Annotated in this window: 15 protein-coding genes; 2 read left to right on the top strand and 13 right to left on the bottom strand. The window is 34.7% G+C overall.

Going from position 1 to position 16,479, the window contains the following annotated elements:
* Nucleotides 1-205 precede the first annotated feature (205 nt).
* Nucleotides 206-352, top strand: coding sequence for a hypothetical protein (locus QQS35_RS13840; protein WP_285932810.1), 147 nt, complete (start codon nucleotides 206-208; stop codon nucleotides 350-352).
* Nucleotides 353-422: 70 nt separating this feature from the next.
* Here the strand turns inward: QQS35_RS13840 and ltrA are convergent, their stop codons facing one another.
* From ltrA to QQS35_RS13820, 4 genes are all read right to left on the bottom strand, one after another.
* The gene (gene ltrA / locus QQS35_RS13835) at nucleotides 423-1,706 is read right to left on the bottom strand and encodes a group II intron reverse transcriptase/maturase (RefSeq protein ID WP_285932809.1); all 1,284 of its coding nucleotides are present in this window, start codon (nucleotides 1,704-1,706) and stop codon (nucleotides 423-425) included.
* Between the two features lie 5 nt (nucleotides 1,707-1,711).
* Nucleotides 1,712-1,912, bottom strand: coding sequence for a hypothetical protein (locus QQS35_RS13830; protein WP_285932808.1), 201 nt, complete (start codon nucleotides 1,910-1,912; stop codon nucleotides 1,712-1,714).
* A 323-nt stretch (nucleotides 1,913-2,235) separates the two neighbouring features.
* On the bottom strand, nucleotides 2,236-3,129 hold the full coding sequence (locus QQS35_RS13825) for a deoxyribonuclease IV (protein ID WP_285932807.1): 894 nt from the start codon (nucleotides 3,127-3,129) through the stop codon (nucleotides 2,236-2,238).
* Between the two features lie 62 nt (nucleotides 3,130-3,191).
* On the bottom strand, nucleotides 3,192-4,505 hold the full coding sequence (locus QQS35_RS13820) for a DEAD/DEAH box helicase (RefSeq protein ID WP_285932806.1): 1,314 nt from the start codon (nucleotides 4,503-4,505) through the stop codon (nucleotides 3,192-3,194).
* Nucleotides 4,506-4,732: 227 nt separating this feature from the next.
* Here QQS35_RS13820 and QQS35_RS13815 point away from each other — a divergent pair, with 227 nt between their 5' ends.
* A complete protein-coding gene (locus QQS35_RS13815) occupies nucleotides 4,733-5,677 on the top strand; it encodes a 4-hydroxy-3-methylbut-2-enyl diphosphate reductase (RefSeq protein ID WP_285932805.1) in 945 nt (314 codons plus the stop codon).
* 202 nt (nucleotides 5,678-5,879) lie between these two features.
* Here QQS35_RS13815 and QQS35_RS13810 read toward each other — a convergent pair whose 3' ends face one another.
* The 9 genes from QQS35_RS13810 to glyQ form a co-directional block, all read right to left on the bottom strand.
* Nucleotides 5,880-7,001, bottom strand: coding sequence for a Nif3-like dinuclear metal center hexameric protein (locus QQS35_RS13810; RefSeq protein ID WP_285932804.1), 1,122 nt, complete (start codon nucleotides 6,999-7,001; stop codon nucleotides 5,880-5,882).
* 1 nt (nucleotide 7,002) lies between these two features.
* On the bottom strand, nucleotides 7,003-7,707 hold the full coding sequence (locus tag QQS35_RS13805; RefSeq protein WP_285932803.1) for a tRNA (adenine(22)-N(1))-methyltransferase: 705 nt from the start codon (nucleotides 7,705-7,707) through the stop codon (nucleotides 7,003-7,005).
* Nucleotides 7,708-7,883: 176 nt separating this feature from the next.
* The gene (cccA, locus tag QQS35_RS13800; protein WP_285932802.1) at nucleotides 7,884-8,240 is read right to left on the bottom strand and encodes a cytochrome c550; all 357 of its coding nucleotides are present in this window, start codon (nucleotides 8,238-8,240) and stop codon (nucleotides 7,884-7,886) included.
* 167 nt (nucleotides 8,241-8,407) lie between these two features.
* Nucleotides 8,408-8,947 carry a hypothetical protein gene (locus QQS35_RS13795; RefSeq protein WP_285932801.1) on the bottom strand — a complete coding sequence of 180 codons (540 nt, stop codon included), beginning with the start codon at nucleotides 8,945-8,947 and terminating at the stop codon, nucleotides 8,408-8,410.
* A gap of 77 nt (nucleotides 8,948-9,024) precedes the next feature.
* Nucleotides 9,025-10,146, bottom strand: coding sequence for an RNA polymerase sigma factor RpoD (gene rpoD, locus QQS35_RS13790; protein ID WP_285932800.1), 1,122 nt, complete (start codon nucleotides 10,144-10,146; stop codon nucleotides 9,025-9,027).
* A 32-nt stretch (nucleotides 10,147-10,178) separates the two neighbouring features.
* Nucleotides 10,179-11,999 carry a DNA primase gene (gene dnaG, locus QQS35_RS13785; RefSeq protein ID WP_285932799.1) on the bottom strand — a complete coding sequence of 607 codons (1,821 nt, stop codon included), beginning with the start codon at nucleotides 11,997-11,999 and terminating at the stop codon, nucleotides 10,179-10,181.
* Nucleotides 12,000-12,631: 632 nt separating this feature from the next.
* Entirely contained in the window at nucleotides 12,632-13,441 is an 810-nt protein-coding gene (locus QQS35_RS13780) for a pyruvate, water dikinase regulatory protein (RefSeq protein ID WP_285932798.1), read from the bottom strand.
* A gap of 21 nt (nucleotides 13,442-13,462) precedes the next feature.
* Complete coding sequence (glyS, locus tag QQS35_RS13775; protein ID WP_285932797.1) at nucleotides 13,463-15,550, bottom strand: glycine--tRNA ligase subunit beta; 2,088 nt, start codon at nucleotides 15,548-15,550, stop codon at nucleotides 13,463-13,465.
* Complete coding sequence (gene glyQ / locus QQS35_RS13770) at nucleotides 15,537-16,430, bottom strand: glycine--tRNA ligase subunit alpha (RefSeq protein ID WP_285932796.1); 894 nt, start codon at nucleotides 16,428-16,430, stop codon at nucleotides 15,537-15,539. Before glyQ ends, glyS begins: the two co-directional genes overlap by 14 nt.
* Between the last annotated feature and the right edge of the window lie 49 nt (nucleotides 16,431-16,479).

Genomic DNA, 16,479 nt, shown 5'->3' with positions numbered 1-16,479 from the left:
TTAAGTGGTATTCCGTTTTGTCAGAATACTTCGCTTTCCTCGGGCGCGGCTTCAGCTAACTCAGGAAAGGTCGCTTCTGAGTGGACCTTCAGCTAGTGGGACTGCGATTACTTGCCACATCCATCTAAAACATTTGCTGTTCCCGTACACGCAGAAAAAGCGTTGTTCTTTTTCAAGGAAGCGTTCTTGCGATTGAGGAGGCTCAGTGCAAGCCCGTGAAAAGCGTAGTGAACTTCCGCAGTGCCTAACTCTTGAAAAGAAAATATATCACGTTAGAGTTAGTGCAAACTTTCTATCAAGTGCGATTAAAAATCAACAACACTTACAAAAGAAACATCGAGTAGGAGGATAATCATTAGTTGATTATCCGACCTCTCACACCACCGTACGTACGGATCCGTATACGGCGGTTCAACTTTATACTAAACATGTACTTTACTGTAATGTTGTTTACAAGAGATTAGCCCGAATTTGGCTAATCTCTTGTTTGTTATTGTCGTGGTAAGTACCCACGAGTATGCCGTGCGAGCAGCCCCTTTACTTGTGTGACTATATTTGTAGGCATTGGATTTATTCATTCCCAGTTTGATTAGATTCTTTCGACGATTCTTAGCTGTTTTCCACTTTTTCCAAACGCACATTCTCAATCGAAATCTTGTATGGGAGTCTATTTTTCCAAGCAGTGTTTTCATATCGCCAATCCTGAAGTAGTTGACCCAGCCTCTTATTAACTGGTTAATTCGCTCCACTTGATACTTCGTATCAACTCCCCAGTTCTTTCTAGACAGTTGTTTCAGTTTATACTTGAAATTTTCAACTGATTTTTGGTGCGGTTTCGCTTTATATAGTTCAGCTTGATAATCTTTAAAGAAGCCAAACCCTAGAAATTTCATATCCGGGTCATTGGGTCTTATCACTTTTGATTTCTTGGCATTGACAATCAATCCTAGTTTTTCTTCAATGAATTTTGTGGCTGACCTCATTACTCGTTTCGCTGACATTTCACTTTTAACCATGATGATACAATCATCTGCATACCTTACGAAGTGAAGCCCACGAGACTCTAATTCCTTGTCTAGTTCGTTAAGCATGATATTACTAAGAAGCGGCGATAAGTTCCCACCTTGCGGCGTACCTATCACTGTTTCTTTAAATTCCTCATCAATCTGTACGCCACTCTCTAAGAACTTCCGAATGAGGGAGATGACATCACCATCATTCACGGTTCTTGATACTAGGTTCATAAGCCTATCGTGATGTACCGTATCAAAGAAACGTTCCAGGTCAATATCCACAATCCAATCGTAACCATCATTCATAAAATCAAGTGCCTTCAGAATTGCCATTTCCGCATATCGCCTTGGTCGGAATCCATAACTGTTTTCACTGAATTGGTTATCAAACATAGGGGTAAGAACTTGGGTAATCGCTTGTTGAATTAACCTATCCGTTACAGTAGGGATTCCCAGAAGTCGCGTTCCGCCGTTTGGTTTAGGAATTTCCACCCTTAAAACCGGCTGAGGTTGGTATTTTCTTTGTCGGATTTGACGGATAATTTCATCCTTGTTTTTCAATAGATGTCCATCTAAATCTTCTATACTCATTCCATCGAATCCGGCAGCACCCTTATTTCTTTTCACTTGTTTGAATGCTTGGTTAAGATTATCATTGTCCAGTATTTTGTCGATTAGTTTTCTTTCGTACATGTTTGTTATTTCCTTTCCTTCTCGTAGGTAGGTATCCACTTTTCCGCGTTTATGCCAGTGGTCTTTTTCCTCTCCCAATTGGATTTTCTATAACGATAAAATTGTTCAGCCCTTTGCTCCTTCTCACTTTCATGAGATATCTTCACTACTACGGCTTCGGCTGACTTCTCACTATCCAGTCTTGTATCACTACAAGATTTTGTCACAGACCAGTGAGACCTCCCCAGTTAAGGTGCGAACTCTTTCCCTCCATCTATCTGCCACATATACACCGTATGATAAAGTAGCTATAGGACTTTAACTTCTTTTGCAGTCTTATCCTCATACGTTGCCTCCTATATGGTTTCTGTTCGTCAGACCAGAGGTTTGCATCGAGCTTCCTTCAGATTCCACGTCACCATGGACACCCTTGCTTTCAGCTATGTACTTACCGCTACTAGGTCGTACTTGGGACTTTCACCCGTTAGAGTTCGCCCATGCTGGGCGAACAAAAAAACTCATAAGCAGAATAATGCTCATGAGTCTATTTTTATTGGGCTGAAATTTTATCTTTAAGATTTGAAATAAATTCAGTTTCTTTTAACATCTCAATTTCAAATTTGTATGGAGGTTTTTTATTTTTCTTATCTTCACCTACATATGGCGTTTCCAAAATCTTAGGTAAATCTTTTAATTGGGGATGGTGTACAACATAGCGTAACGCATCATAACCGATATGACCAAACCCAATATTTTCATGCCTATCCTTTCCAGCACCTCGTTCATTTTTACTATCATTTACATGAATAACCTTTAATCTGTCAATTCCAATCACACGATCGAATTCTTCTAATACACCATCAAAATCGTTAACAAGATCATATCCTGCATCATGAATATGACATGTGTCTAAACATATTGAAAGTTTTTCATTATATTTAACACCTTCAATAATTCTTGCTAATTCCTCGAATGACCTTCCTATTTCAGTGCCTTTACCAGCCATCGTTTCTAAAGCAATTTGAACATCTTGCCCAGAATAAAGCACTTCATTCAAACCTTCTGTAATTTTTGCGATTCCTTTATCAGCACCTTCACCAACATGTGCGCCTGGATGAAGAACAATTTGTTTTGCGCCAAGTGCTTCTGTACGCTCTATTTCATTGCGTAAAAAATTGACTCCTAATTCAAATGTCTCTTTTTTAGTTGTATTTCCCAAGTTAATTATATATGGAGCATGTACAACAATATCAAGCATATTATTCGCTCTCATATGTTCAGTACCAGCTTCAATATTTAATTCTTCTATTGGACGTCTTCTGGTATTTTGTGGCGCTCCTGTGTATATCATAAACGTTGTAGCACCATATGATGCTGCTTCTTCACTTGATCCTAACAACATTTTTTTCCCACTCATCGACACATGTGATCCTATTTTCAACACTTGCACCTCTCTCTTTGTATTTATAATCTACTAACTTTTAAAAGTGATTTTATCACAAAATATTATTTTTTGGATCTATTGTTTCTGTTTAATTTATTTTTAGCTCTTTCTTGTTGATATTTCATCTTCTTTTTGTAACCTGGTTTAACCTTTTTAGGTTTTTTCACTTTTCTCCACGCTTGCTTATCTAGTTCATTTGATTGTTGCTTCCGCTTCGCGCGCTCATTCCAAGCTTTTGTTTCTTTCCATTCACCATTTACTATATCGTAACTTTCAAAAGTTAGTCCTTTCTTTTCTAACTTTTGCACCAATTGTATATCATTATCCGTATAAATATTAATTGCTGTACCCTCTAAACCTGCACGTGCAGTTCTACCAACACGGTGAATATAGAATTCTTCTTCCTTAGGCATCTGAGCATTAATTACATGACTAACACCCTTAATATCTATTCCTCGGGCAGCGAGATCTGTTGCCACAATATATTGGTAACGTAATCCTTGAATATCTTTTAATACTCTTTTTCTTTCTCTAGGCGTTAAACCACCATGAATTAAACCTACTTCCAAGCCTTTTTCCGTTAATTCTTTAGCTAAATCATTTGCCAATTCTTTTCCATTTGTAAATATGATTGCAAGATATGGCTGGATAGTTTTTGAAATTTTATAAATTAACTCGGAAACTTGTCCATGCCGAAGTGGTACTAATCGATGTTCCATCGTTTCAGGTGATAAGCGATCCTCCATATTAAAATAGGAAGGATTTTGTAAATATTTTTTCAAAAATGGTTGTAAGCGTTCCGGTATTGTTGCAGAAAACACCATAAGTTGTATATCAGCATTTGCGCGGACCAATATTTGGTCAACTTCTTTAATAAAACCTAAATCTAACATTAAATCTGCTTCGTCTATTACAAAAGATTTGGCAGAATAAATGTCTAACGCCCCTTCTTCAATAAGGTCAAAGATTCTTCCTGGGGTTCCGACAACAATCTGAGGCTGATCCTTTAGCTTTTCAATCGTTCTTTTCTTATCGGTACCACCAATGAATAATTTTGCTGTCCACTGATTTTCTTTCTGAGCATAAGTAATTATTTTCTTAACTTCATCATATATTTGGGTTGCTAACTCTCGAGTAGGAGAAGTAATTACAAATTGAACTTCTTTCTTATCTTCATCTAATTGACTGATTAGCGGCAATAAAAATGCATGTGTTTTACCAGAACCGGTATGAGACTGGCCAATAACACTTTCCCCTCTTAATAATGCAGGAATTACTTTCTGTTGGATTGGTGTTGGCTCATTAAAGCCTAATTTATCAATCACTTCATTTACAATTGGTTGAAGAGAATACTGTTTAAATTGATGGTTATTCATGAAAATACTCCTTTTATTTCAAATCATTGGTTACTACCTTTCCTATTATAGGTTAGATAATACAAAATTGCACACTGATTTATAATTTACATTCTAAAGTATTATTGAATTTGACTAGAATTATCAATATTTAATTAGATTATCTTTGTCAACTTTTAGTTTTACCTTTATAATAAAACTAATGCCCTAAAAGCTAAAAAATTATAACTAAAAGAGGGGGAGTAAGAATGGAAGTAATCAAAATCGCTCCACGTGGTTATTGTTACGGAGTAGTAGATGCAATGGTGATTGCCCAAAATGCAGTAAGAGATCCAAATCTACCCCGTCCTATATATATTCTCGGAATGATTGTTCATAATGCACACGTTACGGAAGCTTTTGAAAATGAAGGTGTTATCACGTTGGACGGTAAAAACCGAGCGGAATTACTAGAAGGTATTGATGAGGGGACTGTGATTTTTACAGCTCATGGTGTGTCACCTGAAGTCAAAAAACGCGCGGAGGGCAAAGGTTTAACTGTGCTAGACGCGACATGTCCAGATGTAACTCGAACACATGACCTTATTCGAGATAAGGTAGCCGAAAAATATGAAGTTGTTTATATTGGAAAAAAGGGCCATCCTGAACCTGAAGGTGCAGTTGGTGTAGCTCCTGGTCATGTCCACCTAATTGAAACCGAGGAAGATGTAAATAAACTTGATTTAACATCTGAAAAAATCATTGTTACAAATCAAACTACCATGAGTCAATGGGACGTTTATGACGTCATGCAAAGTGTAAAGGAAAAATATCCACAAACTGAATTAATTCAGGAAATTTGTATGGCTACTCAAGTGCGACAAGAGGCTGTTTCAGAACAGGCAAAAGATGCTGATTTAACTCTAGTAGTTGGTGATCCTAGGAGTAATAACTCTAACCGATTAGCTCAAGTATCCGAGGAACATGCCGGAACAACAGCTTATCGTATTGCTGATGTATCAGAAATAAAACTTGAGTGGTTAGAAGGTGTTAGCAAAGTTGCTATTACAGCTGGCGCTTCAACACCAACGCCTATAACAAAAGAGGTAATTAGATTTATTGAGGGATATGAAACGGATAGTAAATTATCGTGGGATTTAAAATCTAAGGTAGAAAAACACAAAATCTTACCTAAAATAAAAGCTAAAAAATAAGAAAAGTAGGGCGCCTTCTTAATCCCGACAAGCTTAAAACGAACAGCTATGTTAGGCTCTTTATCACAAAGATGTTTTACTTAAGACCTCAGGCGGATTAGGCGCTGAAGCTAGACATCTCCAAATTTTTATACTTACTTAGCTTTTAAGAAAGATGAGTTTGGTATCTACCAAGCTCATCTTTTTATGACTATAAATAATTCTATAAAAATTGAAATGGTTCTGTATTTGATGTAGAAGTAATTACTTCTACATCTGCATCCATTTCTACAATTTGTTTATCTAGAAAGGCTTTTACAACCTGTTTCATCACTTTCTCTACATGGTGTCCAGGATCAACAACATTTAACCCTAATCCCATTGCATCTTGCGCTTCATGGAAGGTCATGTCACCTGTCACATAAACATCTGCACCTAGTTGTTTTGCTTCACTAATAAAACCTTTACCACTGCCACCTAATATTGCTACCTTCTTTACATGAGCTTCTAAATCTCCTGTAACGCGAAGGACCGGTACATCGAATCTTTCTTTTATAAACTCACAAAAAGCATTTAGTGTCATGCTTTCTTGTAAATCTCCAACCCTTCCCGCACCTATCTCGCTTCCTTTATTCTCTAATGGAATTAAATCATAGGCAACTTCTTCATACGGATGCACCTTTTCTACAAGAGGAATTAGTACAGGTATTTGAGATTTTTTAATTATTGTTTCTATTTTCACTTCTTGGACTTCTTGTGTTTGACCTTCTGTTCCTATGTACGGATTGGTTCCTTGCATTGGTTTAAACGCTCCTGTTCCTGTCGTTTTAAAACTACAATGACTATAATTACCAATATAACCAGCACCAGCAGCACCCATTGCTTCGATTAAAAAGTCGGCATGACTTTCCGGAACATAAACGATTAGCTTTTGTAATTGATCTGTATCTGAAGGAAGTAAAACATTTGTAATTTTTATATCTAGTTGATCAGCAAGCATGTCACTTACCCCACCATCAACAATGTCCAAGTTTGTGTGTGCTGCGTAAACAGTAATATCGTGCTTAATCAATTTATTAATAATTCTACCTGAAGGGCTATCAATATCAATTTTTTTAATAGAGTTAAATAATAATGGGTGATGAGCTATTATCAAATCAATACTTTTATCAATAGCTTCATCCACAACGTTTTCTAACACATCTAATGTAATCATAATTTTGCTTATTTGTTTATTTAATGTTCCAACTTGTAAACCAACGTTATCCCAATTATAGGCTAATTTTTTTGGTGCCCACTGTTCAAACTTTCTAATTAGATCATTAGCAAGAATTGATTTGCTCATACTATAAAACCTCCTCGATAGCAGCTATTTCGGATTTGAATTGATTGATTTTATTTTCATCAAGTATTTTTGCTTTTTTAATTTGTTCGAGAGCAAGGAGTTTTTTTTCTAACTCACTTCTCCATTTTTCTTTAAATGGTTCTGTTTTTTCACGTAATAGGAAGGGTCCAAATAGGAGTTCCCTATCTAGATTTTCTTTTGTATAAGGACTTTCACCAGCATTCCCCCTTATACCGACTAAAACTTCATAGATACGTCCATCCTCTTTGATAATTTTTTCATCAACTAAATGGTAGTTATTGTTAAAAAACCATTTTCTAACAGTATCAGCATCTACATTTGGTTGAGCAATAATGCGTTCTACTTTTTTAAGGTTAGCTTTCCCTTCGGCTAAAATGGTCGATATTAAACTCCCACCCATGCCCGCAATAACTACGTGACTTACTTCTGTTTCCTTAATAACAGCCAAACCATTACCTTTTCTAACCTCTATTTGCTCCTGTAATTTTAATTCCTCTACTGTTCTTTTTGCACTTTGATACGGTCCTTCATTAATCTCACCTGCAATTGCTTTTGCATATTTATCATTTATACATACAAAGCATGGCAAATAAGCATGATCTGATCCTATGTCAGCAAAGAAAGCTCTTTTAGGTAAAAAAGAGGCTACCAATTGTAAGCGTTCAGATATGTTCTTTTTATTCATGGGATGATGCCCTCCAAAATTCAACTGAATATTAAACATTTAAATACTCTCTACTTGTTCCCTTCATAAAGAGCATAAGTCTTAATAGTTTTTTCATAAATTATTATATACTTTATGTTGCTTCTATATAAATGAAAAGCTTTCTGAATTTTATCTCAGAAAGCTTTCAAAAGTCATTATTTTTTTTCTGTTGCTAACCACTCTGATAAAATCTCAGCTTCTTCTCCTTCAACAACTCCTGGAGGCATTGTACCTTTACCATTTTGTATTATGTTAAGAATTTCTTCTGCCGAATATTTACTACCAACTTGTTGCAAGCTTGGCCCATTTGCACCTTGTAAATCATTACCATGACACCCTATACAACTTTGTACAATCTCTTGTGGATCAGTTAGTACTTCCTCTTCACTCGACTCATCATCACCTTGAGCAATATCATCCTGTTGATCTAATCCTACAATTGATAAAACGATCATCGTTAGAATTCCTAATACGGCAATGATTGCAAAAGGAATAACTGGATTTCTTTTCATGTCAATTTGTCCTCCTTATGTAATCCCCCTAAAAAAGGATTTTCGTTCAAGCACCCATTACATATTTTGAATAATCTAATCTATAAAGTATAAATAGTAGATATAACAAAACTAGTTATATTTTACTTTAAATTTGCACTATATAAAAGGGAAAATATATAAGAATTTTAAATAAAGTAATAAATTATTAATAATAGCATACCAATAATTCCAGATATAATCATAAACTTTATTTTGATACTATAACCAATCCAAATCCAGATTAGGCAATTAACAATTACAATAATATTGGTAATCCAAAAAGAATCGAAAAATACTTTCATTATATGAACTGATACTAAAAATGAATTTAGTAATAATAAAACTAAAGAAAATACTTCGTTTAGTTCAGCTTTTTTTTTGAAAAATCGATAATAATATAATGATATAGTCATAAAAATAAAAACTAGAAGCATTTGCAATATAAACTTCAATTCAGTAAAATAAATTATAAGAAAGATTAGTGGTAGTATTAAGAAATTTGAAAAATAAACAAAGATATGAAAAAGTTTTTCCTTAATCGAAATTACATCTTCTTGCTTCTCAGAAACTGACTCACCTTCTGTATATAGTGCTAATAAAAAGTCACAATACTCAGTTGGTAACATTTTATATTGCTTCCAATAGTTGATTTCCTTGATGATAATCTTTGTTCTATCATCTGACATTGCAACAACCCCACATTGAGCGATATAAAAATGCACAGTCATTGCGATTTACGTACAATGACTGAGCTGTAAAAAAATTATTCTAGGAAATCTTTAAGTCGTTTACTTCTGCTAGGATGACGAAGTTTTCTTAATGCCTTGGCCTCAATTTGTCTAATACGTTCCCTTGTAACACCAAAAACTTTGCCTACTTCTTCAAGTGTTCTAGTACGGCCGTCATCTAAACCAAAACGCAAACGAAGTACATTTTCTTCACGGTCTGTTAATGTGTCCAAAACATCCTCTAACTGTTCCTTCAATAATTCATATGCTGCGTGATCTGAAGGAGAAGTAGCTTCTTGATCTTCAATAAAATCACCTAAATGGGAATCATCTTCTTCCCCGATTGGTGTTTCTAAAGAAACTGGTTCTTGTGCAATTTTCAAAATTTCACGAACCTTATCAGGAGTAAGTTCCATTTCTTTTGCAATTTCTTCAGGCATAGGCTCTCGTCCTAAGTCCTGTAATAGTTGTCTTTGTACACGAATTAATTTATTTATCGTTTCTACCATATGCACTGGAATACGAATCGTACGAGCTTGATCAGCAATTGCTCTTGTTATCGCTTGACGTATCCACCAAGTTGCATAGGTACTGAATTTGTAACCTTTACGATAATCAAATTTCTCAACAGCTTTTATTAAGCCCATATTTCCCTCTTGAATAAGATCTAAGAATAGCATACCGCGACCAACATATCGCTTAGCGATACTTACTACAAGCCTTAAATTGGCTTCAGCTAACCGACGCTTTGCTTCTTCTTCTCCTTCTTCAATACGTTTTGCTAAGCTTATTTCCTCTGCTGCCGAAAGAAGATCAACACGACCAATTTCTTTTAAATACATTCTAACTGGATCGTTAATTTTTATTCCAAGTGGAACACTTAAATCATTTAAATCAAACTCTTCTTCCTTTGAAAGTTGTTGCATACTTGGATCCTCTTCAGAATCACCAATAACTTCTATACCTTGTTCTCCTAAAAACTCATAATACTCGTCCATTTGATCTGATTCCAATTCAAAATTGGATAAACGCTCCGCGACTTCCTCATAAGCAAGAACACCGCGTTTCTTACCAAGTACAAGTAATTGTTCTTTTGCTTGTTCTAAAGTAAGTTCGTTTTCATTTTCTTTTGAACGTGATGGCTTATTATTTGCCATGAGTGCCCCTCCTTCCAAACTTGCTTTCTATATCAATGATTTGAATTCTTAATTTGTTTTTGAATCTCAAGAATTTGCATTCCAATCTGTGCAGCTTTAACATGATCATTTTGTTTTTCTGCATTTTTTTGTTCAACTCTTAAGGATTTAATTGTTTCTTTCTCACTTTTTTCAGCACGAATCGTTCGAATGTAATCATTAATTTCCTTATCACTAATATCTTGATTAACAGGAACCATTGATAACTGGACCACTAAACCTTGAATATCTGAATCCGGAAGTTTTTCAATAAAATGACTTACGTTAGGTGTGTATCCTTCTTCATAGTAGCCATATAAGTAAGTAACAATAACTTTATGTTCGTCAACATTAAAAGCACCACCTAACTCTTCTTTAACTTTCTCGGCTATAGAAGTGTCCTGAATCATATAAGCAATTAAATGTCGTTCCGCATTATAATATGCTGGCATTAGTTTTTTTTTAGTTTTAGTAAAGTCTTTTGTTATCTTAGTATGGCTAGATTGACGTGGCTTATCCTGCTTAAATCCTATCTTTTGCCTACGCGACTGGATTTCTTGTGATAACGTATCGATTGATAATTCAAATTCATTTGCTAATTCTTTTAAGTAATGCTCTCTTTCAATTGGCCGTTCAATTAATGAAATCTCATCAACTACATTTTCAACATATTGTATGCGATCTCCTTCTAAATTTAGATTATAATCTTTTTTAATATACTTCATCATGAATGACATGTAAGTATCACTAGCTTCTATAACCTCAGTTTTAAAACGATCAGCACCATATGTCTTTATATATTCATCAGGATCTAATCCTATTGGCATCGAAGAGACTTTTACTTTACAGCCCACGTTTTTTAATAGTTTAGCGGCTTTAAAAGAGGCTTGAAAACCTGCTTTATCAGCATCATAACAAATGACTACAGTTTCGACATAACGTCTAAGTAATTTCGCCTGTGACTCAGTCATCGATGTCCCTAATGTTGCAATACCATTGATTACTCCAGCTTTATAGGCCGAGATAACGTCAATGTAACCTTCAAAAAGAACCGCTTCCTCTTCCTTACGTATCGATGTACGAGCTAAATCAAAATTGTATAATAACTTCCCTTTTTGGAATAATTCTGATTCAGGACTATTTAAATACTTAGGCTCCTGATTTCCTATCGAACGTCCACCGAACCCCACAGTTTTGCCTAAATGGTTTCTTATAGGAAAAATTACTCTGCCGCGAAATCGATCAGTTACTTGATTTTCTTCATTTGCAGATAATAACCCAGCTTTTACCATTGTTTGGCGGTGATAACCCTTTTTCTCCAAAAATTGAACGGTAAACTCCTTAGAGTTTGGAGAAAAACCTAACTGAAAAGTATCAATAATATCATCAGTAAAACCTCGTTCTTTAAGGTAATGATAACCTTCCTTACCTTCTTTTGTATGACGCAATAAATGATGATATAATTTAGTTAACCATTCATAAGCTTTTAAAACATCTTGGTTCTCTTTACTTTGATGTTTATCTTGGTTTGGTATGTGATCAGGAAGCGAATGACCACTTTTATTCGCTAGGAACTCAATGGCTTGATAAAAATTGAAACCCTCGATTTCCATTATGAATGTGACAACATTCCCACCTTTTCCACAACCAAAACAATGAAAAATTTGCTTATCTTGTGTAACAGAAAAAGATGGCGTACTTTCACCATGAAAAGGGCACAACCCAAAAAAGTTTCTACCCTGTTTTTTTAACTGAACATATTCTCCAACAACATCCACAATATCATTGGATTTACGAATTTCTTCAATCGTTTCTTCTGGAATCTGTTTAGGCATACATATCACCATGTCTACTTTTATTCTATAAAATATGAAGAAAATCCTTTTTGTTTCGACAATTTTTTTTAAAAGACCAAAATTTTTTGTGAAAATTGTTACTACTCAATATACCTTTTTATCGTTGGTAATAAACTAAAGTTGCAAAAAGAGTAAAATCAAGATGGATAAGTTGTCTATAATAATTTGACTTGTCGAAGGATGTAAAGCTAAAAAAGGGATAGTGCATAATACATATGTAGGATTCTGTTTCGTATGAGTCATGCTAATTACATGAACCATATTACTTATTCTACAATAACTAGTATATTCCTTCCTTTTGCATGAAAGTTTTACTTTTCAGAATACTATAAGAAGTTAAGTCATTTATAGGTATACTTAGAATCATTTTTACACAAAAATTAATTATAATACAAAAAAAATAAAATTGCTATGATTTTTTCTTATCTTTTTAAATAAAGATGATAAAATCAGTGATCATCATTTGAAGAACCCTTGCTTTATGAATTCATTCATTAACAAGGGTTCTTTTAAGTTTTAGGTAAGTAGGTTTAAAAATTTATTAGTTAAAACTAGCTTATTAAAGTAAATTCAAAATATAACAATTACTTTAATAAAAGCTCACCCGCTTCTCAATAAGTTTTATTAATCATATTAAGTATTATATTTGCTGTTTCTTCCACCGCTTTATTTGAAACATCAATAACTGGACACTTTATTCGTTCAATTATGTTTTCAAAATGAGATAGCTCTTGATGTATTCTATCCATATTGGCATAACTAGCTTGATCACCAAGACCTAGAGATTTCAAACGTTCTTTTCTAATATCATTTAGTTTTACCGGACTTATTTTTAAGCCAACACACTTTCTAGGATCAACATAAAATAGTTCATTAGGTGGCTCTACCTCGGGAACAATCGGTACATTTGCTACCTTCAATTGCTTATGTGCAAGATATTGTGATAACGGTGTTTTTGAAGTTCTTGATACTCCAATCAACACAATATCAGCTTTAGATATCCCTCTTGGGTCTCTCCCATCATCATACCTGACAGCAAATTCAATTGCTTCCACTCTCTTAAAGTAATCCTCATCAAGTTGATGGACTAGCCCTGGCTCCAGTCTAGGTTTTTGCTTAAATAATCGTTGCATAGCAGAAATCATGGGACCCATAATATCAATGCATTCAACCTTTTTATTCATGGCCTCATTCTCTAAGTAACTTCTGAATTCAGGATTAACAAGTGTAAAGCCAATTATCGCTCCTGTTTCTTCGGCGTGCTGCACTGCGACCTTCAAGACACTCTTACTTGTTACATAAGGTAGACGGTGCATTACATATTCCCCATCGTATTTGAATTGACTTAAAGCAGCCTTCATTACGAATTCCGCTGTTTCACCAACTGAATCAGAGATAACGTAAACGGTTGGTTTTTTCATTTATACGTTTAACCTCCCAACCTACTTTTGCTGTTTCCACTGTATTTTTGTTAAATCTGCAAATTTAAAAATTAATGTTGCTATTTTATTTAACAAAGACAGTCGATTAGCTTTTACTTGCTCATTTTCAGTCATTACCATCGTATTATCAAAGAAGTCATGAATTGGTTTAGCCAACTCACTAAGAATTTCAATAGCTTCTTTGTGCTTGTGTTTTTCAAGAGCAGCTTCAAAAGGACCGGAAATCTCTTGATACTTTTTGTATAGTTTTTCTTCTTGCAAGTTCTCAAATAGACCTTCATTTACACCTTTATCAGTACCCTTTTCAGACAGGTTTATCGTCCTAACAAGTGCTTCTTGTACATTTTTAAACGATTCATCTAATCGTTTTTCAGTAAGAAGTAATGCCTTATCTATTGCAAAAGCGTAATTTCCAATTCCACCTGTAAGTACTGCATCGACTGCATCATGGTCTACTTTCAATTCTTTCATCAGGAATATTGCTCTTGCTTTAAAGAATTCATTTAGATTCGCTTTAATTTCTGCTCTACTTATTGTATTAACATCCAGTGACTCATATATATCTTGTGTTATTTCGAATAATGATTCTAGATTTATATTCCAACGCTGATCGTTCACGATTTGCAGAATACCGAGTGCCTGCCTACGAAGTGCATAAGGGTCTTGGGAACCACTAGGAATAATACCTACTGATAAGCAACCAACAATTGTATCTAACTTGTCCGCTACACTTACGATTGCACCCTCTCTTGTTGAAGGCAAGTTATCTTTAGAGTGTCTAGGCATGTAATGTTCGTTGATTGCTGTTGCTACACGTTCGTTTTCACCAAATAAACTAGCATACCTTTCACCCATAATTCCCTGAAGCTCTGTAAATTCATTAACCATATGTGTAACTAAGTCAAATTTACTGATTTCAGCTGCACGGACCGCATTATTCGCCGTTTGGTTGTCAACGTTTATTAAATCTGAAATATTCTTCGTAATACGGACTACTCTAGCTACTTTATCTGCAATAGTTCCAAGACTTTCTTGAAAAACCATTCTTCCTAACTTTTCTATATTTTGATCAATTGTTTGCTTCTGATCTTCTTCATAAAAAAATCTAGCGTCTGATAATCTAGCCTTAAGTACCTTTTCATTTCCTTTTGCCACCATATCGATATGATTTTCATCCCCATTACGAACTGCGACAAAATGAGGCAATAATTTATCAGTTGAAGACTTAACCGGAAAGTATCTTTGATGCTCTTTCATTGAAGTAATTAGAGCTTCCTCAGGAACAACTAAGAATTCTTCACTAAATGACCCATGAAATACAGTTGGATACTCAACTAAATGCTTTACTTCATTTAGTAAATCCGCATCAATAGAAATCTGCCAATAATTCTCTTGTTCAATATTTTTAATTCCTTGTACAATCATTTCTTCACGTAGTTTTGGATCTACAATAACAAATTGACTTTTTAGCTTTTCTTGATACTCTGAGGCATCATTTAACACAATATCCTGTCCTAAAAAACGATGTCCTTTTGTGGTATTTGAAGAATGGACTCCGGCAATTTCTATGGGTAATACCTCTGACCCTTGTAATGCCACAATCCAACGTATTGGTCTAATAAAACGGAGATTCAAATTACTCCATCGCATATTTTTAGGGAAAGTTAAACTTAAAAATACATCCTTAAATGCTGGTAATAATTCCGACGTAGGCTGACCTTTAATAAATTTATTTACATGAACATATTCAATTCCCTTAATTTCTTTAAAGTAAATATCGTCTACTGACTTTCCCTGTCCTTTTGAAAAACCAATCGCCGCTTTCGACCAATTACCTTCTTTATCTAAAGCAATTTTTTTTGCAGGACCTTTCACTTCTTCCTCAATATCTGGTTGTTTATCAGCAATCTCGGTTATTACAATAGCAAGTCTTCTAGGCGTCACATACGCTTTTAAATCCTTATAAGGAAGTCTTAATTCCTTTAGCCACGCGTCCGTTTTACTTTCTAATTGCTCTTTGGCATCATTTAGAAATCGCGCAGGCATTTCTTCCAAGCCAATTTCAAACAAAACATTAGTTACTGTCATTGTTGATTGCCTCCTTTTTCAACATCGGGTATCCTAAACGTTCTCTTTCTTCCACGTATAATTTTGCTATTTCCCTTGCTAAATTTCTTACTCTTCCAATATAACCGGTTCGTTCAGTCACAGATATAACACCTTTTGCGTCAAGCAAATTAAAAGTGTGTGAACATTTCAGAACGTAATCATATGCCGGAAAGACTAGGCCTTTATCCATTGTTTGTTTTGCTTCATTTTCAAATGTTGAAAAGAGATTAAATAACATATCTGTATCCGATTCCTCAAATGTATATTTTGAATGTTCATATTCCGGTTGATAAAATATATCACCAACGGTTACCCCATTCGTCCATTCTAAATCAAACACATTTTCTTTATCTTGAATGTAGGAAGCTAGTCGCTCAATTCCATATGTAATTTCAACAGCGACTGGACTTGCTTCCAGTCCACCAATTTGTTGGAAATAAGTAAACTGTGTGATTTCCATTCCATCTAACCAAACTTCCCACCCTAATCCTGCAGCACCTAAGGTTGGATTTTCCCAATTATCTTCAACAAATCGAATGTCATGTTTTAAAGGGTCAATACCTAATGATTTTAATGAATCTAAATACAAGTCCTGTATATTATCAGGTGATGGCTTCATAATTACTTGAAATTGATGGTGCTGGTACAAACGATTTGGATTTTGCCCGTATCTACCATCTGCCGGTCTTCTAGAAGGTTCTACATACGCTACGTTCCATGGCTCTGGCCCCAAACTTCTAAGTAATGTCATTGGGGACATTGTTCCAGCACCTTTTTCTACATCATAAGCTTGCATCAAAATACAATTTTGATCTGACCAATGTTTTTGTAAGGTTAAAATCATTTCTTGAATATTCACTTTACCAACCTCCATTAAGTTTTTAAAATCCCTAGTTCTTTATTTAAAA

This window comes from Aquibacillus rhizosphaerae, assembly GCF_030282825.1.
Classification (GTDB): Bacteria; Bacillota; Bacilli; order Bacillales; family Amphibacillaceae; genus Aquibacillus_C; species Aquibacillus_C rhizosphaerae.
This window is presented reverse-complemented; position numbering and strand designations above follow the sequence as displayed.

Coding starts and splice junctions, on each gene's coding strand:
- ltrA (WP_285932809.1), bottom strand. CDS start 1,706: ATGTACGAAAGAAAACTAATCGACAAAATACTGGACAATGATAATCTT.
- QQS35_RS13820 (WP_285932806.1), bottom strand. CDS start 4,505: ATGAATAACCATCAATTTAAACAGTATTCTCTTCAACCAATTGTAAAT.
- QQS35_RS13815 (WP_285932805.1), top strand. CDS start 4,733: ATGGAAGTAATCAAAATCGCTCCACGTGGTTATTGTTACGGAGTAGTA.
- QQS35_RS13810 (WP_285932804.1), bottom strand. CDS start 7,001: ATGAGCAAATCAATTCTTGCTAATGATCTAATTAGAAAGTTTGAACAG.
- QQS35_RS13805 (WP_285932803.1), bottom strand. CDS start 7,707: ATGAATAAAAAGAACATATCTGAACGCTTACAATTGGTAGCCTCTTTT.
- cccA (WP_285932802.1), bottom strand. CDS start 8,240: ATGAAAAGAAATCCAGTTATTCCTTTTGCAATCATTGCCGTATTAGGA.
- QQS35_RS13795 (WP_285932801.1), bottom strand. CDS start 8,947: ATGTCAGATGATAGAACAAAGATTATCATCAAGGAAATCAACTATTGG.
- rpoD (WP_285932800.1), bottom strand. CDS start 10,146: ATGGCAAATAATAAGCCATCACGTTCAAAAGAAAATGAAAACGAACTT.
- dnaG (WP_285932799.1), bottom strand. CDS start 11,999: ATGCCTAAACAGATTCCAGAAGAAACGATTGAAGAAATTCGTAAATCC.
- QQS35_RS13780 (WP_285932798.1), bottom strand. CDS start 13,441: ATGAAAAAACCAACCGTTTACGTTATCTCTGATTCAGTTGGTGAAACA.
- glyS (WP_285932797.1), bottom strand. CDS start 15,550: ATGACAGTAACTAATGTTTTGTTTGAAATTGGCTTGGAAGAAATGCCT.